The following is a 17396-nucleotide window of genomic DNA, read 5'->3' on the forward strand; positions in this document are numbered from 1 at the left end:
GGGCAGGGCAATATTTTCATCCGTAGAGTAAAATTGTTCCATAAAATTGTAGGATGATTTTTCTGGCGTGACCAGACCTTTATTTTTATGTGCCTGGAACTTTGCTTATGAGCCCATCTGCCCTGATTGCTGAAACCGGTGATTCGCCGTCGCTACAACAGAAAGCCAAAAGCGCCTCCGATGTGGTGTTTCAGGGCATTTTGCGCGAGCTTGAGGCGCACGCTCTGGTACCGGGCCAGCGCTTGGTCGAGGTCGATCTGGCCGCACATTTCGGGGTGGGGCGCAATTCAGTGCGCGAAGCCTTGCAGCGGCTGGCGGCAGAGGGGGTCATCGAGCTCTCGCGGCACAAGGGGGCGGCGATACGATCGCTGAGCCAGCAGGAAACGCTGGATGTGCTGGATGTGGCCGAGCGCATGCTGGGCCTGTTGGCGCGCACGGCGGTTCGAGGTGTTGGCGAGCCGTCTGCCCGCGCCTCGTTGCAAGAGACCTTGCAGCAGTTGGCGCAGGCCGATCAGACGCAGGACAGTATTGCCTTTGCCCGCGCCCGCCGGCGGTTTTATCGGGTATTGCTGGATATGGGAGGAAACCTGGAGCTCAAGCGCCTGTTTCCCACGATTCTGATGCCGGTGGTACACGCCCAGCATCGCCTGCCCAGCCTGCAGAAAATGCGCCTTGACGATTATCGGCGCATTGCCTTGGCGGTATTGGATGCCAAGCCGGATCACGCTGAGGCGGCGGCCAGTGCGCACGTGAACCATGTGCGCACGACGATTCAGACCGCCTATGCCGCAGGCAGGTCGTCCTGACCCAGAAAGCCGCCGCTCTGGTGCTGCCACAGGTTGGCGTAGACGCCATTTTGCAGCAGCAGCTCAGCGTGAGTGCCTTGTTCGATGATGCGCCCTTGGTCCATCACGATCAGCCGGTCCATCGCTGCGATCGTGGACAAGCGGTGTGCGATTGCAATGACCGTCTTGCCTTGCATCATTTCGCTCAAGCTTTCCTGAATTGCGGCTTCGACTTCCGAGTCGAGGGCGCTGGTGGCTTCGTCCAGTAACAGGATCGGGGCATTCTTGAGCATGACCCGCGCAATCGCGATGCGTTGACGCTGTCCGCCAGACAGCTTCGCTCCGCGCTCGCCGACCTGCGTGTCGTAGCCTGTGCGGCCCTGCGGATCGTTCAGGCGCTGAATGAAGTCGTCGGCCTGGGCATGCATGGCCGCCGCTTGTATGTCCGCGTCGCTGGCCTCGGGCAATCCATAGGCGATGTTGTCGCGAATACTGCGATGGAGCAATGACGTGTCTTGGGTGACCATGCCGATGGCTTGCCGCAAGCTGTCCTGTGTGACATGAGCGATGTTTTGTCCATCAATGCAGATGCGGCCTGCATCGACATCGTAAAAGCGCAGCAGCAGATTGACGAGCGTGGACTTGCCTGCACCCGAACGGCCGACAAGACCGATTTTCTCGCCTGGTTTCACGGTCAGGCTCAGGCCATCCAGAACCTGACGGTTGCCGCTGTAGTTGAACGAGATCTGATCGAATACGACTTCGCCCTTGGTGATCTGCAGCGCTGGCGCGCCGGGTTGATCCTGGACTTTGACCTTGCGGGAAAACGTCCCGATGCCATCCTGCACGGTGCCGATGGCCTCAAAGAGCGAGGTCATCTGCCACATGATCCAATGCGACATGCCGTTGACCCGCAAGGCCATCGCCGTCAGGGCGGCCACCGCTCCCGGGCCGACCGCTCCGGCATGCCATAGTTGCAGGGCATAGCCGCCAGCAGAAAGAATCAATCCGACCACCAACGCCTGATTGATAATCTCGAACTGGCTGACCAGCCGCATCTGGCTGTATCCCGTGTTCTTGAAATCCTCCATCGCTGCGCGCGCGAAATGCGCCTCGCGATTCGTATGCGAAAACAATTTAACAGTGATGATGTTGGAATACGCATCTGTCACACGGCCCGTCATGGACGAGCGCGCGTGGGCCTGTTCCTGCGATACCTTGCCCAGTCGGGGGATGAAATATCGCATCGTGAGTCCGTACAGGACGATCCAGACGAGAAATGGGATCATCAGCCGGCTATCAAACCCTCCCGCCAGCGCGATGATCGTCACAAAATAAATGCCGATGCCCAGCACTATCTCGGAAAACGTAAACAGCACCTCGCGCACGGCGAGAGCGGTCTGCATGACCTTGGTCGTGACTCGTCCGGCAAACTCGTCCGCAAAGAACGACAGGCTTTGCTGCAGCATCAGCCGGTGAAAATTCCAGCGCAGCCTCAGTGGCAGATTGATAGCCAATACTTGATGTTGGATGACGGTGCGTACGGCAACCAGCGCGATACTGGCGACCAGTACGATACCGATGCTCCATAGTACGCGCGTCTCTTCGGCGGATATCGCATCCGTCTGCCAATCGGCCAGAAAATCCACGACCTGACCGAGAAAGGCAAATAACCAGGCCTCATAGATCGAGACGCTGGCGCTGAACAGAGCCAGCAGGGCGAGATAACCACGGGCCCCCTTCGAGCACGCCCACAGAAACGGCAACAGCCCCTTGGGAGCGATGGCGGGGGATTCGGCGGGAAAGGGATCAAGCAGATTTTCAATCGGGCGGGGCAAGATAGCCTCCGGTAATACAGGGAAAAGGAGACTTTACGACATTCGATGCTTGTTCTGCTTGATCGTCAACATGGTGGAGATATCAGGCCGCACGACCTATGAGCCACCAGGAGGGACTTGATCGTGTGCGCTTTTCCTGCTGTGCTCGTGAGTCACTGCTTTCCAGGATGATTCTCGGCTAAAAAATCAGTTCGCTTTTAACCCCGCTGCTTCGATGACGGGTGCCCATTTCTGGCGTTCGCTCTGGGCAAATTCGGCGAGTGCGCGGGATGAACCGCCGGCAGGCTCATGGCCGAGTTCGAGTAGGCGTTTTTGAACGTCAGGCCGTTTGAGGATTTTGGTCAATGCCTGGTTGAGCGTTTTGACGTTGGCCGGTGGTGTCCCATGAGGCGCGTATATGCCATTCCATGCGATCACCTGAAAGCCGTCCACCCCTTCGCTCGCGACGGAGGGTACGCCGGGCAAGAGTGCCGACGGCTTGAGCGACGTGACCGCGAGAGGCTTTATTTTGCCGCCGTCTATCAAAGAGCGAGATGCACTGACGGTATCAATGGCGAGAGCAACGCGGCCGCCGATGAGGTCCGTTATGACGGTACTGGAGCCTTTATAAGGGATCCCGGTAATGCTTGTGCCTGTCTGTTTTTCAAGGAGTTCCAGTACCAAGCGTGCCGTGGTGCTGGGCAGGCCTACATCAATACGGTCGGGTTTGGCTTTGGCGGTCTGCAGTAGCGTTCTAATGCTGGTATATGGCGACTCTGGCGAGGTCAGCAGAACCATTGGAAAGGTGCTGACCAGAATTACAGGATCGAAGTCGCTTTCGGGATTGAACGGCACGCTGCTGTAAAGGTACGAGTTGAGCACGTGGGTGCCGTTTGTCCCCATAAGGATGGTATATCCGTCAGGGGTGGAGCGTGCCGCTTCGGCAGCACCGATGTTGCCTCCGGCGCCGGGGCGGTTCTCGACAACGAAGGGTTGGCCAAGCTCTTTGGTCAAGTGCTCGGCCAGCAAACGCGTGGCGACATCGGTGCCTTGACCTGCTTGATACGGCACGATAATGCGTACTGGTTTCTCCGGGTAGGATGCGGCGACGGCGAATTGGCTGAGGGACAGCATTACTGCAGCAAACAATCTTTTCATCTTTGTCTCCAGGTGGATGAGGTGTTGCTGTTTTTTTGCTATGTCTGATTTCTTAGGGGGCGGGTAAAACGCCAAGTGCCCGTAATCGCGCTATGTGTTCGAGGTCAAAGCCGCTCTCGAGCAAGATTTCGTCGGCGTGTTGAGCGAATCGAGGAGGTGGGCTGCCCGGCAAACCAGGCGTACGGCATAAGTGGTTAGGCAGGCCGACGCCGTGATAACCATTACGGTCGATTCTTGCGGTAGCCGCCTGGGCCTGCTCGAACGCTTCTGGCACGCTGTTGATAGGGCCGATAGGCACGCCCAGTTGCATCAGCTCTCGGCACAGCGTGTGACGATCTTTGTTTGCCAGTGCACGGTCGATGGCGGTAGTCAGCGCACTACGATGAGAAAGCCGGGCGGCATTGCTGGCAAAACGCCGATCAGCGATCAGTTCGGTCAGTTCAAGGTAATCGCAAAATCGACGAAACTGCCGGTCGTTGAGTATGCCCAGAAATACCGGCCCATTCTTGCAGTGGTATTTGTCGTAAGGGGCGATATTCGGGTGGGCGCTACCCAGAAGCTGTGGCGTTTTGCCTGAATACATCCAGTTGGCTGCGTGCGGGACAAGCAGGCTCAAGGCGGTATCGAATAGCGTCGCTTCGACGCGTTGGCCCCGATTGCTGATGCCGCGTTCTACCAGTGCCATCAGTATTCCCGTCATAGCGGTGTAGGCGGTCAAATGGTCAACGATCGGAATGCCGATGCGCGTAGGGCCGGACTCGGGCTCTCCGTTAATACTCATCAAGCCGCACATCGCCTGCAAAATGGCGTCGTAACCAGGCATGCCGCCCATAGGACCTTTGTCACCAAAGCCGGAGATAGAGCAATAAATCAGGCGGGGGAATTTCTCGGAGAGAACTGTGTCGTAGTCGAGTTGCCAGCGCGTCATGGTGCCTGGCAAGAAGTTCTCGACCAGCACGTCTGCATTCTCTAGCAGCCGCAGCAAGACGTCACGTCCTTCTGGCTGGGCCAGATCGAGCGCCAAGGCACGCTTGCCTCGATTGACGGCATTGAAATAGGCGGCAGTGCCGCTGCCGTCGAAAGGAGGCCCTAACGTCCGTGTTTCATCGCCCGCAGGTGGCTCGACCTTGATAACGTCCGCGCCGTTATCTGCCAACATCTGGGTGCACAATGGTCCTGCCAATACCCTGGATACGTCTATCACCCTAAGGCCACTCATTGAGCCCTTGTGATGATGATCTAGCATGATCGTTACCTCACATGCAGCGAGCCCGGCCGTTGACCGGGCTCTGTGGGGCGGTGGTTAGCCGCGAGAGGGGAGTTCCACTACGCCTGTCCCCAACACTGACAGTTCGTTGTCCTGATTTCGAGCCTCCTGCTCGATTTCAACGAGATGCCGGCCCTCTTCGACATATTTACGCTTGACCTTGCCTGTAAAGAACAGCATGTCGCCCTCGGGATTATGACGGCGGATCTTGCAATAAGATTTACGTAGAAAGCCATCATCGCCCATCCAATTGGTCAGATGGTGAGTGAGCCACGAGTTTCGTTCTGGGCCATAGTCATAGGCACCTGGAGCACCGACCTCCAGGGCGAAGTCTTCTTCCCAGTGCACCCGTTCCGGCACATCGGGAATACCAAATCGATTGGTGATGCCGACACCGGGGTGGGCATCGATGAGCTGCCATGCCAGCTTGTTTGCGCGAATATACAGCCCACCCCAACCTTGCGCGTAGGCAATGAAACCGGTCACTGTCATGGGGCCCTTGAATAGGGTGGGGAGGCTTTCCCCTTCTGTGACGTCGTCCCAGTAGCGCGTGTTTGAGCCGCGAATTTCTTCCTGGGCATAGAGTTTATAAGCCTCGCGGATTTCTTCTTCGCTGTAGCGGCGTGGCTCGCGTGCACGGACTTCTTTGTATTTGCTGCCTTGTTCACGGGCGTGATCACGCTCGGTGCGAAAGCACCAGCTATCGGCTTCGGCGAGCTTGTCGCCTGCCTGGTTAAAGAAGTCGACGTGATAAATCTGCTGTACTGCGCGTCCGGCAAAACGGGTCTCGTGTTCGATGAGGTCTTTCAGATAGGCCTCGGTGGAGATCACGTCATTACGGCGTATGGGGTTGTGCCAGGTCCAGTCTGCGCCGGACCACATCGCATGTACCCCTGGCAGTCCTCCTACATAGCCTGACACGATACGGCTGGTCGAGAATAAAAAGCTGGGCAGGGCGATGATGCCGCCGTAACGAGTCTCGGCGGCGTACGCTGGGTCGCACCATAGAGGATTGTCGTCACCAATGCCATGCGCGTAATGGCGGATATTGTCTCGGGTGGCCTCGTAGCACCAAGGTTCGGCGGTAAAGCCGATTTTTACGCCGATACGTTGACGTAGCTCTTCCAGCCCTTGCTCGGTGATTTTGGGAAAGCTTCTTTGCGTTTGAGTTTGGGTCAACATGATGTCTCCGGTTCTGATTGTCATTGCACGGCAGTGGCCGCGGCGAGGTTGGCGATCTCTTGTTCGCGCAGTTTTTTGCGATGAATCTTTCCAGCGGGAGTCTTGGGCAGCTCCGTCACGAAAACAACTTGACGCGGATATTCGTGTTGACTGAGCTGTGTGCGTACCGTGTCTTGGATTTCCTGGGTGAATATCTCGTCACCGGGACGTCGGGTGACAACGAATGCCTTGACCACCTGGCCACGCAATGTGTCGGGTACACCAATCGCGGCGGCTTCAATGACGTCAGGATGTTTGAGAATGGCGTCTTCGATTTCGACCGCGCTCATCGTCCATCCTGCAGAAATAATGACGTCGTCAGCACGTCCTCCATGCCAGAAATAGCCATCCTCGTCGATGCGGCCCAGGTCTTTGGTGGCGACCCAGTCGCCTCGCCGCCAAAGCTTGAGCTCTCCGGTAACACCTGCCGGACATGGAACGCCATTGGCGTCTTGCACCTCTACACGTAAGCCTGGTACGGGCTTGCCAAGGGATCCTGGTTTGATCTGGAAATCCGGAGCGCCGGGATAATTGACGAGGCAGACACCGATTTCGGTGGTGCCATACATGCTGCCGGCCGGATGCCCGAATACGCTGGCGACAAACTCTGCGGTCTCGCTGTCAATAGGCTCGCCGGTAAAGGAAAGCTTGTCCAAATAGTATTCATAGTGCGTCGCGACACCCGCATTTCGCATCATGCGGTAATGTGTGGCTGCCGCCGATAGATTATTGAAACGATGATCCTGCAGAGCCTTGAGCAGTCGCTCGGCGTGATATTTTCCGCTATACGCCCCGATCGTGACGCCCAGGGCCAGCGGTGCCAGCGTGCCGTGCCACAAACCATGCCCCCACGCGGGCGAGGACGGGCACATAAACCGGTCGCCCGGGCGGATCCCGCTGCCGTATAGTGCTGCCAACATGAGTGTGACGATGGCACGATGCGTGTGCTTGACTGCATCAGGCAACTCTCGTGTTGTACCCGAGGTGTACTGAAAGATCGCGAGATCGTCGGCACGGCTTTGGCATTGGAAATGGTCGGGGTAGCCGACCAGGTCGCTCAGGAAGCGTTCGCCCGTCACGATCACATCCAGATTCGGCAGGCTTGGTACCTGAGGGGCCTTTTCCGCGTGGGTGATCAGTAGACGGGGCAAGCAGTCTTCAATGCGTAGACGAATTCCGTCCGGGCCAAAAAGGGTGAACAAGGGGACGGCGATCGCCCCCATCTTGATCGTGCCAAATAGCGATACATAGAACTCGCGCGAGGGTTCCAGCATGACGGCAACCCGGTCACCAGGTTGAACGCCGCGCGCCACCAAGGCATGTGCAAAGCGCGATGCGTCGCGAGAGAGTTCGTCGAATCCCAGGATTTCGTCTTCGCCATTGGCCTTAACCAGGATCACCGCATGGCGGCCGCTCTTGGCATGGCGATCAACGCACTCGTGCGCAATGTTCATGTATTCGCTATCGCCGTCGAACAGTTCCCATAGCTTTTCCGGCGAGCAATGCGCTTGCGCATCTGCGTACGTGAGGTACTCCGTCAACTTTGTCATGACGTCCTTATCTCCTCGTTCTTGTTGGAGTTCACTTTACGCAGCGATAAATAAATTGTCAATTACGTTTATTGATTGTATTAGTACAATTATGATCGATGCGTTAAGGAAACCAAGGCGACGAAAGCGTCGTATCCTTAGCGCCATAGACGGAGACACACGTATGAACGATGCACCTGACGTTGCGGCCAAAGCGGGGCCGCGTATCCGGGAAGTACCCGCGGTGACGCGGGCTTTTGCGATTTTGCGGTTACTCGGGCGCGGAGGCGATCCGATGACGCTCAAGACCATTTCTGAAGAGCTCGGAATGGTCACCAGCACGTGTCTGCATATCTTGCGGGCGCTGGTAAGCGAGGGACTGGTCAAGGTCGATGTGGGCAGCAAGCGATATAGCCTGGACGTAGGCATGCTGACATTGGCCCGCAGCGTGATCGAGAGCAGCCCTTTTCCCGCATTGGCTCAGCCTGTGCTGGATCGCTTATCCAACGAGGCAAATGTCACCGCGATCGGTGTCGAGATCACAGGCCAGGACCATATGGTGGTATTGGCGCTTTCCCGTTCCCATGCACCGTTTCGCTTGCATGTCGATGTAGGCAGCAGATTTCCTGCGCTGATCAGCGCAACAGGAAGATTGGTCGCGGCCTACACCAGCATGGATGAGGCTGATGTTGAACGTCGTTTTAAGGCCTTGCGCTGGGATCAGCCGCCTGATATCGACGCCTGGCGTAAAGATGTTGAGAATGTGAGAAAGAAGGGCTACAGCATCGATCGTGGAAACTATATCGACGGGGTGACTGTCGTTGCTGTCCCGGTATTCAATGGACAGGGCAGGCTCTCGCATTCCCTCGTTGCTGCAGCGTTGTCGAATCAGTTGGTAGCGGCCAAGGCACAGGCGTTGGCGAAAGACCTGCAAAACGAGGCCGAAACCTTGTCGGCATTGCTGGCTGGGAGGGCCTGAATATGTCAACGGCGGTGGTGGGCTGTGTACGACAAACAGCCTCGTGTTTGTACGAGGGGAAGTATCTGTGGGATCAGATCTGATCGCTAGCGGTCAGGCCGTGTTGAAGAAGTCTCGGCCAATGTGCCATTTAACGCTGTAGCGATGCGCCTCCACAGATGCTTATATCCTGCCCGGTAATCGCGGCGGCCGCCGGAGACAGCAGATAGCCAACCAATTGTGCAATTTCAGCAGGTTCGATCAACCTGCCAATCGGCGGCAGTTGCGCTGAGCTGGCAGATCGCGCCGGATCATTCACCATACCTGTCGCGGTGGCAGCAGGCGAAACCACGTTGACCGTGACGTCCTGTGCGGCGACCTCTGCCGCCCAACTGCGCGATAGTGCAATCAACGCGGCCTTGGTTGCGGCGTACTGACCGCGGCCCGGCATGCCTTGCGCGATGCGGCTGCCGATGAATACGACCCTGCCGTCACGACGGTCCGCCATGGCTGGCAGGATGGTATTGCACAATATGCTGGCAGCGTCGACGTGAATACGCCACATCAGCTCGCCGGCGTGGCGATCCAACACACCGATGCGTCCCACACGCAGCACGCCTGCTGCATGCACCAAGGCATCGGCATCAACCAGTTGGGCGGCTATGCTTTCGACGTCAGCGCCGATGCCTAGGTCGGCCGTGACGGCGCGGAAGTGTTCGGACTCCAGTGTCGGTGCTGTGCGGTCCATCCCCGTCACACGCCAGCCGGCCCGCAACAGAAACTCGGCGATCGCTCGTCCGATTCCCGCGCTGGCGCCGGTCACGACGGCGTGTTTTTGCGGAGCATCATCGTTCACATGTTTATCATTGCGCACGGATATTGGCCTCGGTCACAATTTTTTGTGCTTGCGCCATCTCCTCGCGTTGAAAGTTGGCGAAATCGGCGACCAAGCCCGGTTGGAACATCAGGCCTTGTTCAGTGAGCTTGGCTCGCATATCGGAGGCCAACGCAATGTTGACTTCCTTATTCAAACGCTCGGTGACCTCCGCGGGTAGATTGGCCGGGCCCCATAGCCCATACCAACTGTAGAACGCGTAACCAGGGATTGTTTCTGCGACCGTCGGTACATCAGGCAAACTGCTTGCGCGTTCTGAGGATGTGACGGCGATGACCCGGAGCATGCCTGTCCTGTGATACTGCAGTGATCCTAGAATGGGATCAATGAAGCCATTGATCTGTCCGCCGATCAGGTCGTTGAATGCCGGGGCAGTCCCTTTGTAGGGCACCGTCAAATACTCCAGATGACCGGCCCGCTTGAGCGATTCGGTGGCCAGATGGCCGGCTGATCCTATGGATCCCACGGCAAAGGTCATTTTGCCGGGGTTGGCCTGCGCATAGCTGATGAGCGACTTGATGTCAGTAATGGGCAGGTCTTTATTGATGGCCACGGAAAGCGGGGCCTTTGCGACCAACGCAATGGGAGTGAAATCCTTTTCGACCCGATAGGGAACGGACTTCATTGTCATTTGCGTCGTGGTAAAGGTCGACGCGCTGAACAACAGGGTATAGCCGTCGGGTGTCGCGCGGGCAACTGCGTCGCCGCCAATGATGCCGTTGCCGCCGGGGCGATTTTCCACAACGATGGATTGACCCATCTGCGTGCCCAGTTTTTCCGCGAGCATACGGCCAACAATATCCAGCGTGCCGCCGGGTGGAAAGGGAATGATCATACGTATCGGGCGGGTGGGATAGTCTGCTGCGCTGGCTTGAGCAGACACCGCCAGAGTCACTGCCGTGACGCACGCGCTGAGCAAGGTCTTGATGTGCATGATTGTCTTCCTCCTTGTTATCTGTTGGCCGCTACGTTGTCAGCGTGCGAGTAGTCCCGCCTGTTTGACCGCGGCACGCAATGCGTCGAGTTCGCCTGCGGAAGGCGCCTCGGTGGGCGGGCGCACAGTGGCATCGTCGATGACGCCGGCGAGATACATGCCGCCCTTCATGCGCGCATGGGCTTCGCCTGTGGGCTCGCCGCCGCCATAGACGGCGTCTTTCAGGGGGGTGATGATGGCCTGGATCTCTACCGCCTTCTTGAGATCTCCTGCCTTGACGGCATTCCACAGATCGATGATCAGTTGCGGGATAAAGGTGGCAAAGCCGACCAGTGCACCATCCACGCCCTGGACCATCGACGCGAGCAGATATTCATCGTGGCAGGTCAGAATGGCCTTGCTGGCATTGGCCTCGCGGATGGCCTGAATGTCGCGGGCATACTTGTTCATGTCACGCTGGCCGACCTTGAATGCCTGCACATAGGGCAGACGAGCCAGATCCGCCAATAACTGAGACGAGTACGAGGCGCGCGTCCAGGCCGGATAGACATGGCAGACCAGGTCGAGATCCGGTGCAGCATTGTGAATCGCCTCGAAATACTGCAGCGCATGGCCCGAGGTGAATCCAAAGCGCAGCCAATGATGCGGCGGCATGACGTCCAGCGCGGCCGCGCCCGCTTCTTTGGCGGCACGGGCATGGTCTGCGGCATCGGCGAGACCTTCGCACACGATCGACGAAATGACGGGGATTTTGCCTTTCAGTTCGTCGGCGACGATACGGGTGACATCGGCTCGTTCGTGCGGCGTCAGCGCGAAGACTTCGCCGGTATGGCCGTTGGTCATGACGGCAACGACGCCCTCATGGCCGGCGAGCCAGGAAGCGAGCTTGCGCAGGGCAGGCTCGTCGATACGATGATCGGGTGTAAAAGGGCAGGAAATAGCAGGTATGATTCCCCGATAATTATTAATGGAAGGCATAGTCGTCTCCGGGTGTAGATAGCGAGTTCCGATCCGAACTCCAATGCCGCTATGGTTTCTCATCCGCCTGCCGTCCGTCCAATACTCGAATCGCATAGAACTATTCACCGCAAAGATGGGCCCCGGAAACCGACCTCTCGATCTCGAATGGCTAGAAGACTTTCTGGCCCTGGCAGAATGCGGCAATTTCTCGCGGGCGGCCGAGGCTCGCCGCATTGCACAACCCGCGTTCAGCCGGCATATTCGGGCGCTCGAGGAATGGGTGGGGGTGGATCTGTTCGATCGCAGTGCGCATCCTGCCGCACTGACGGCGGCGGGCAAGCGTTTTCATCCGCTGCTGGAGGATATCCTCGCCAGCCTGCAGGCCGCGCGCATCAAGGCACAGATTGCGCATGACGTGGCCGCCGCCAGCCTGCGGTTTGCGGCGACGCACGTGCTGTCATTGACGTTTTTCCCGTCCTGGTTGAGCCGCCTGGAGGGACAGCTGCACCTCGGGTCGATTCAGACCATGTCTGATAGCGCGCAGACTTGCGAAGACGCCATGCTGCAGCGCCGGGTGCAATTCATGCTCTGCCATGGCCATGCCCGGATGGTCAATCGATTGGATGAGGCAAATTACCCGAAATTGATCCTGACACAAGACGTCTTGATGCCGGTATCTGCACCCGATGAGCAAGGGCAGGCCCGATATAACCTGGACGCAACGTGTGTTCCCCCTTTGCTGGCCTATAGCGAAGGTGCTGGGTTGGGACGAATATTGCGCGCGGAGATGCGCCAATGGTTCGGGGGCAGCTCAGAGGCGATTGCACATCCTGGGGCGTCTGTCGTGTTCACGGCGCATCATGCCTTGTTGCTCAAGTCCATGGTTCAAGCCGGCCGTGGTGTGGCGTGGCTGCCCGAAAGCCTCATTCGCCGGGAACTGGAGCAAGGTGAATTGGTCGCTGCTGCGCCATCCTCGGCGTATGTTCCCGTGGATATTCGCCTGTATCGACAGCCCTTTGAAATGGCGCCAGCTGCGGAGAAAGTATGGCAGTTGGCGAGCGCTGAAAATTGAGCGGGCACTGTCTCCTTTGACTGCACCGCACAGCAGATTTCAACGTCTCAGCTAACGGCCTTCAGCGGGAAAACGGTGTGAACGCGTTCGCCCCTGGCGTCGATCGCCACCGTAACGGGCATATCGCGCACCTCGAATTCATAGATCGCCTCCATGCCAAGGTCTTTGAAGGCGACGACACGCGCCGCACGGATCGCGCGCGCCACGAGATAGGCGGCGCCACCCACCGCACTCAGGTAGGCGGCACCGTTTGTCTTGATGGCATCTATCGCAACAGGGCCGCGCTCCGCCTTGCCTATGGTCACGAGCAATCCGGTTTCGGCCAATAGCCGCGGCATGAATTTGTCCATGCGGGTGGCGGTGGTGGGACCTGCCGGACCGACGGCTTCTCCGTCGATGGGATCCACGGGGCCGACATAATAGAGCGCACGGTTGCGCAGTGGCACCGGCAAGGGCAGTCCTTTAGCGAGCAGGTCCACCATGCGCTTGTGTGCCGCATCGCGTCCGGTCAGGAGTTTGCCCGACAACAAGAGTGTCTCGCCTGCTGCCCACTGCGCGACATCGCTCGGCGTCAGGGTGTTGAGATCAACGCGTTTGCCTTCTTGGCCGGGTAGTGCATCGGGGATGCCATCCCAGACATGGGAATCCGTTTGCGGCACGCGCGCAGGACCATTGTCGGGCATTTCAAAGGAAACAAAACGCGTCGCCGCGCAGTTTGGTACGAGGGCGACGGGCAGGAGTGCCGCATGCGAGGCCGAAGTAGCGACCTTGACGTCCAGGACCGTAGTGTCGCCGCCCAGGCCTTGCGCGCCGATGCCCAGTGCGTTGACGCGCTGAAAGACCTCTATCCTGAGTTGCTCCTCGGCGTCACGTGCGCCCCGCTTGAGCAGGTCTTGCATGTCGATGGGAGTGAACAATGCGCGCTTTGCCATCGATACGGCTTGTTCGGGTGTACCGCCAATACCTAAGCCCAGTACGCCGGGCGGGCACCATCCTGCGCCCATGCCGGGTAGCTGGGACACTACCCAGTCCGCCACGGAATCGCTGGGATTGAGCATGGCGTAGCGCGTTTTGACGTCACCGCCACCACCTTTGGCGACGACGGTGAGCGTCAATGCATCGCCTTCGACGAGCTCCACTTGGACAATGGCGGGAGTGTTGTCCCGCGTGTTGCGGCGTGTTCCGAGCGGGTCCTGGATCATCGACGCCCGCAATGGATTTGCCGGACAGCCATAGGCGCGAGCGACGGCGCGATTGGCAATGCTTTGCAGACTGGGCGTGGGGCCCGATTCATCGTGGTAGATGCGGACATCCATGCCCATGGTCACGTAGACATGCGCAACCCCAGTATCCTGACAGACGGGCCGGCGAGCTTGCGCACTGAGCTTGCTGTTGATCAGCAATTGCAGCAGTGCGTGGCGTGCAGGGGCCTTGCTTTCCGTCGCATGCGCTGTCTTCAGGGCTTGCACGAAATCCGCGGGATGGGTGTAGCTGATCGCTTGCAAGGCGTCAGCAATGCTGGTTTCGATATCGGTTGCGGACACGCGGCGCATGCTGTTTTCCCCTTATTGCAGGGTGATGCCGGCTTGTTTGATGACAGCGGCCCAGCGTTTGCCTTCGTCGGCGGTGAACTGCTGGAATGCCGCGGGAGCATATTGTTCGGGTGGCAGCAATTTGATGCCTTGATCGCTCATCTTGCTGGTGAAGTCTTTGTCTTGCACGGCCTTCTGCCATGCTTGATACAAGGTCTGTACGACTTGATCCGGTGTGCCCTTCGGTGCATATAGACCAAACCAGGTCGCGACCTCGAATTTGGGAATTGCCTTTTCTCCTATCGTAGGCACATCGGGAAACTGCGCCATGCGGTCCGGCGAGGTCAGGCCCAGTGCCCGCACTTTGCCGCCCTTGGTTTGCGGCAAGGCGGTATTGGTCTGATCGAACATGGCATCGACTTGGTTGCCCATCAGATCGTTCAATGCGGGGCCGGCGCCTTTGTAGGCGATAGGGGTGATCTCTATTGCGGCCTGGCTGGCGAACATCGCTGCCACCAAGTGCGAGGTGGACCCTACGCCTGCATTGCTGAAGTTCAGTTTCCCGGGGTGTTGTTTGCCATAGGCGACCAGGTCGGACACGGATTGGTAGGGCGAGGACGCGCCTACCAACAACACCAACGGGGTGTCGGGGAATCGAAACACCGCCTTGAAATCTTTGACCGGATCGTAAGGCAAGCTTGAATAGAGGGCAGGGGCTGCCGCCATATAGCCGATGTGACCGACCAGGAATGTATAGCCGTCCGGCGCTGATTTGGCGGCTTTGGTGGCGCCTATCGTGCCTCCTGCGCCGCCGACGTTCTCGACCAGAATGGTCTGCCCCAGCTCCTGGGAAACGCGATTGGCGACGTTGCGCGCCATCGCGTCCGTGGGCCCGCCCGCGGCAAAGGGCACGATCCAGGTGATGGCCCGATTGGGATAGTTGTCTTGTGCTTGGGATGACATCGGCAGGGCGAATGCCCCGGCGATGGTGAGTGCAGCTATCAAGTTTTTCATGCGTGTCTCCGTCCTGTTATGTGTGGTGGAGGCGAATGCTTACGCTCGCCCTGAGAGTGAATAGGCGCGCATGCGATCCACCATGGCGGGCGCAGCGCCCAGATAGTTGGCGGGGTCGCACAGGCGTTCAATTGCCGTACCGTCCAGCCGCTCGGTGACGCGGGCATCCTCTTTCAGGACATCAGCCAAGCGGCGGCGTGAAGTCGCGGCAAAACGGCAGGCGTCATAGACCACGTCATGCGCCGTCTGGCGGCCGATATGCGGGGCCAGGCCCATCATGACGGCTTCAGCCACAATGAGACCGCCGGAAATATCCAGGTTGCTCGCCATGCGTGCAGTGTCGACCTCCAGACCGCCCAGCATGAATTTCGCCTGATGCAGCGCGCCAGCGGTCAAGACGAACGCTTCGGGTACGGCGGACCATTCGATATGCCACGGGCCTGTCGCGCGTTCGAAATCTTGCAACATCGCGTCCAAGGCGAGTCCGGCATGTTGACGCACGGTTTTGGAGGCGCTCCACATGAGTTCGCAAGAAATCGGATTGCGTTTTTGCGGCATCGTGCTGGATGCGCCACGGCCTTTCACAAACGGTTCAAAGGCTTCGCTGAATTCGTTGGTCATCATCAACATGATGTCGACAGCAATCTTGCCCAACGATCCGGCGACCAGCGCCAGAAACTGCACGGTTTCTGCCAGGCCGTCTCGGGCGACATGCCACGTGATGGGCGTTGCCCCGAGGCCCAGTTCTTGCATGAGCGCTGCATGTACGGCCAGGCCCAGGTCTCCGAGCGAAGCCAGTGTGCCGGCGGCACCGCCAAATTGGCCGATCAACACGCGTGGGCGCAATTGCGCGAGGCGTTCGCGATGACGGCGCACCATTAACAGCCACACGGCGGCCTTGTAGCCGAAGGTGATGGGCAGAGCGTGTTGCAGATGCGTGCGGCCCGCCATCGGCGTGTCGCGATATTGCAGCGCGAGCTTGTCCAGTATGTCGTCCAGCGCGGCCAGGTCGGCGTCGATGATCTCCAGCGCATCACGCACCTGCAGCACGGTGGCCGTATCCATGATGTCTTGGGTGGTGGCGCCCCAATGCAGGTATTCGCCTTCGGCGCCACATATCCGCGACAACTGGTGTACGAGCGGCAAGATGGGATAGCCGACGATTTCGGTCTCGATGCGCAGCTCTTCCATATCGATGGCCGCCGCGTCCGCGCGCGCAGCAATCGCGTCGGCGGCCTGCGCGGGAATGACGCCTAGCCGGCCTTGCACGCGGGCCAGCGCGACTTCGGTTTCCACGTAGCGCCGTACGGTGGCGGCATCGTCGAACACCGCGCGCATCGCGTTGGTGCCGAACATGTCTTTGAACAGGGCGGATTCGAGGACGGAGACTGGCATAAATGTACGCTCATAAAAAGTTGTACGTACATTTAAGCAGGTGGGATTTTTCGCGTCAATATCGGGAATTACCCGTAGCGGGGCGGCATCCAGGGCAACAGATAGAATGGAGGTTGTCGCCGATTTCCCCTACGCCATGTCAATTACGCTGTACACCCGCATCTCAGAAGAACTCGCACGGTTGATCGCAAATGGCGTGTATCCCGTGGGTACGGTGCTGCCTGCCGAGCACACCTTGACGGAGCAGTTTGACGCCAGCCGCCATACGGTGCGTGCCGCGTTGCGCCAGTTACAGGATCTGGGCTTGATCGCGCGCCGCCGCGGCAGTGGAACGGTGGTGATTGCGGCTAGACCGAAGGCCGGCTTCAGCCAGTCGCTGAGTTCGCTGGAGGATCTTGTCCAACTGGCGGTGCGCAGTCCACGCACGATCAAGCAGGTTCAGGAAGTCGTGGTGGACGTTGAACTAGCCGCATACTTGGGCGTGGGGCCCGGGACACGGTGGTTGAAGTTTTCGTCGACTCGCGGTGTCGACGGAGCTCCGCCGGTGGCGTGGACGGATTTGTATGTCGATACTCACTACAAGGGCGTGCGCAAGCTGGCCCGTGAACATCCAGATCGACTGGTGTCGGAGTTGATCGAAGAGCATTACGGCCGCCGCATTGCTTCAGTCGAGCAAACGATTTCGGCAGTCGCGATTCCAGCGCCGGTCGCAAAGGAACTTGAAGTGCCGGTAGATTCTCCTGGCCTGTTGATCCGCCGGCAGTACAAGGATCAGGCTGGTCAATTGGTCGAAGCGTCGTGTTCCTATCATCCTGCAGGACGGTATGAGTTTTCGACGACGCTGATTCGAGAGCAGTGA

15 protein-coding genes are annotated in these 17396 nt (G+C 58.7%); 4 read left to right on the forward strand and 11 right to left on the reverse strand.

The window, feature by feature from the left end; translation table 11 throughout:
• Positions 1-107: 107 nt before the first annotated feature.
• Positions 108-806 carry a GntR family transcriptional regulator gene (locus ACYVI2_RS19355; RefSeq protein ID WP_415818486.1) on the forward strand — a complete coding sequence of 233 codons (699 nt, stop codon included), beginning with the start codon at positions 108-110 and terminating at the stop codon, positions 804-806.
• Here ACYVI2_RS19355 and ACYVI2_RS19360 read toward each other — a convergent pair.
• The 5 genes from ACYVI2_RS19360 to ACYVI2_RS19380 all read right to left on the reverse strand — a co-directional run bounded on the left by ACYVI2_RS19360 (position 782) and on the right by ACYVI2_RS19380 (position 7798).
• Positions 782-2626 (reverse strand): ABC transporter ATP-binding protein, encoded by a 1845-nt coding sequence (locus ACYVI2_RS19360; protein WP_415818600.1) that lies wholly within the window; start codon positions 2624-2626, stop codon positions 782-784. The genes ACYVI2_RS19355 and ACYVI2_RS19360 overlap by 25 nt on opposite strands.
• 183 nt (positions 2627-2809) lie before the next feature.
• Positions 2810-3835, reverse strand: a complete 1026-nt coding sequence (locus ACYVI2_RS19365) for a Bug family tripartite tricarboxylate transporter substrate binding protein (RefSeq protein WP_415818481.1) — start codon at positions 3833-3835, stop codon at positions 2810-2812.
• A complete protein-coding gene (locus tag ACYVI2_RS19370) occupies positions 3813-5006 on the reverse strand; it encodes a CaiB/BaiF CoA transferase family protein (RefSeq protein WP_415818479.1) in 1194 nt (397 codons plus the stop codon). Before ACYVI2_RS19370 ends, ACYVI2_RS19365 begins: the two co-directional genes overlap by 23 nt.
• 57 nt (positions 5007-5063) lie before the next feature.
• A complete protein-coding gene (locus ACYVI2_RS19375) occupies positions 5064-6209 on the reverse strand; it encodes an FAS1-like dehydratase domain-containing protein (RefSeq protein ID WP_415818477.1) in 1146 nt (381 codons plus the stop codon).
• A gap of 20 nt (positions 6210-6229) precedes the next feature.
• Complete coding sequence (locus ACYVI2_RS19380; protein ID WP_415818475.1) at positions 6230-7798, reverse strand: acyl-CoA synthetase; 1569 nt, start codon at positions 7796-7798, stop codon at positions 6230-6232.
• 163 nt (positions 7799-7961) lie between these two features.
• On the opposite strand from ACYVI2_RS19380, the gene ACYVI2_RS19385 reads away from it, so the two are divergent.
• Positions 7962-8756, forward strand: a complete 795-nt coding sequence (locus ACYVI2_RS19385; protein ID WP_415818473.1) for an IclR family transcriptional regulator — start codon at positions 7962-7964, stop codon at positions 8754-8756.
• A gap of 130 nt (positions 8757-8886) precedes the next feature.
• Here the strand turns inward: ACYVI2_RS19385 and ACYVI2_RS19390 are convergent, their stop codons facing one another.
• From ACYVI2_RS19390 to ACYVI2_RS19400, 3 genes are read right to left on the reverse strand one after another with little or no spacing between them, the layout of a single operon-like run.
• Positions 8887-9591, reverse strand: coding sequence for an SDR family NAD(P)-dependent oxidoreductase (locus ACYVI2_RS19390; RefSeq protein ID WP_415818471.1), 705 nt, complete (start codon positions 9589-9591; stop codon positions 8887-8889).
• A gap of 7 nt (positions 9592-9598) precedes the next feature.
• The gene (locus tag ACYVI2_RS19395) at positions 9599-10564 is read right to left on the reverse strand and encodes a Bug family tripartite tricarboxylate transporter substrate binding protein (protein ID WP_415818469.1); all 966 of its coding nucleotides are present in this window, start codon (positions 10562-10564) and stop codon (positions 9599-9601) included.
• 39 nt (positions 10565-10603) lie between these two features.
• On the reverse strand, positions 10604-11542 hold the full coding sequence (locus tag ACYVI2_RS19400; protein WP_415818467.1) for a dihydrodipicolinate synthase family protein: 939 nt from the start codon (positions 11540-11542) through the stop codon (positions 10604-10606).
• Positions 11543-11657: 115 nt separating this feature from the next.
• Between ACYVI2_RS19400 and ACYVI2_RS19405 the strand changes: the two genes are divergently transcribed.
• Positions 11658-12596 (forward strand): LysR family transcriptional regulator, encoded by a 939-nt coding sequence (locus ACYVI2_RS19405; RefSeq protein WP_415818598.1) that lies wholly within the window; start codon positions 11658-11660, stop codon positions 12594-12596.
• A 47-nt stretch (positions 12597-12643) separates the two neighbouring features.
• Here ACYVI2_RS19405 and ACYVI2_RS19410 read toward each other — a convergent pair whose 3' ends face one another.
• The 3 genes from ACYVI2_RS19410 to ACYVI2_RS19420 are packed head-to-tail and all read right to left on the reverse strand — an operon-like array spanning position 12644 to position 16537.
• Positions 12644-14149, reverse strand: a complete 1506-nt coding sequence (locus ACYVI2_RS19410; protein WP_415818465.1) for a fumarate hydratase — start codon at positions 14147-14149, stop codon at positions 12644-12646.
• Between the two features lie 12 nt (positions 14150-14161).
• Complete coding sequence (locus tag ACYVI2_RS19415) at positions 14162-15142, reverse strand: Bug family tripartite tricarboxylate transporter substrate binding protein (protein ID WP_415818463.1); 981 nt, start codon at positions 15140-15142, stop codon at positions 14162-14164.
• A gap of 39 nt (positions 15143-15181) precedes the next feature.
• Positions 15182-16537 carry a class-II fumarase/aspartase family protein gene (locus ACYVI2_RS19420; RefSeq protein WP_415818461.1) on the reverse strand — a complete coding sequence of 452 codons (1356 nt, stop codon included), beginning with the start codon at positions 16535-16537 and terminating at the stop codon, positions 15182-15184.
• A gap of 106 nt (positions 16538-16643) precedes the next feature.
• Between ACYVI2_RS19420 and ACYVI2_RS19425 the strand changes: the two genes are divergently transcribed.
• Positions 16644-17396 carry a GntR family transcriptional regulator gene (locus tag ACYVI2_RS19425; RefSeq protein ID WP_415818459.1) on the forward strand — a complete coding sequence of 251 codons (753 nt, stop codon included), beginning with the start codon at positions 16644-16646 and terminating at the stop codon, positions 17394-17396.

This window comes from Bordetella tumbae, assembly GCF_054780995.1.

What these genes read in the sequence shown, in the direction of transcription:
- ACYVI2_RS19380 (WP_415818475.1), bottom strand. Translation starts at nt 7,798, where the DNA reads ATGACAAAGTTGACGGAGTACCTCACGTACGCAGATGCGCAAGCGCAT.
- ACYVI2_RS19425 (WP_415818459.1), top strand. Translation starts at nt 16,644, where the DNA reads ATGGAGGTTGTCGCCGATTTCCCCTACGCCATGTCAATTACGCTGTAC.
- ACYVI2_RS19395 (WP_415818469.1), bottom strand. Translation starts at nt 10,564, where the DNA reads ATGCACATCAAGACCTTGCTCAGCGCGTGCGTCACGGCAGTGACTCTG.
- ACYVI2_RS19420 (WP_415818461.1), bottom strand. Translation starts at nt 16,537, where the DNA reads ATGCCAGTCTCCGTCCTCGAATCCGCCCTGTTCAAAGACATGTTCGGC.
- ACYVI2_RS19410 (WP_415818465.1), bottom strand. Translation starts at nt 14,149, where the DNA reads ATGCGCCGCGTGTCCGCAACCGATATCGAAACCAGCATTGCTGACGCC.
- ACYVI2_RS19370 (WP_415818479.1), bottom strand. Translation starts at nt 5,006, where the DNA reads ATGCTAGATCATCATCACAAGGGCTCAATGAGTGGCCTTAGGGTGATA.
- ACYVI2_RS19355 (WP_415818486.1), top strand. Translation starts at nt 108, where the DNA reads ATGAGCCCATCTGCCCTGATTGCTGAAACCGGTGATTCGCCGTCGCTA.
- ACYVI2_RS19415 (WP_415818463.1), bottom strand. Translation starts at nt 15,142, where the DNA reads ATGAAAAACTTGATAGCTGCACTCACCATCGCCGGGGCATTCGCCCTG.
- ACYVI2_RS19400 (WP_415818467.1), bottom strand. Translation starts at nt 11,542, where the DNA reads ATGCCTTCCATTAATAATTATCGGGGAATCATACCTGCTATTTCCTGC.
- ACYVI2_RS19385 (WP_415818473.1), top strand. Translation starts at nt 7,962, where the DNA reads ATGAACGATGCACCTGACGTTGCGGCCAAAGCGGGGCCGCGTATCCGG.
- ACYVI2_RS19405 (WP_415818598.1), top strand. Translation starts at nt 11,658, where the DNA reads ATGGGCCCCGGAAACCGACCTCTCGATCTCGAATGGCTAGAAGACTTT.
- ACYVI2_RS19375 (WP_415818477.1), bottom strand. Translation starts at nt 6,209, where the DNA reads ATGTTGACCCAAACTCAAACGCAAAGAAGCTTTCCCAAAATCACCGAG.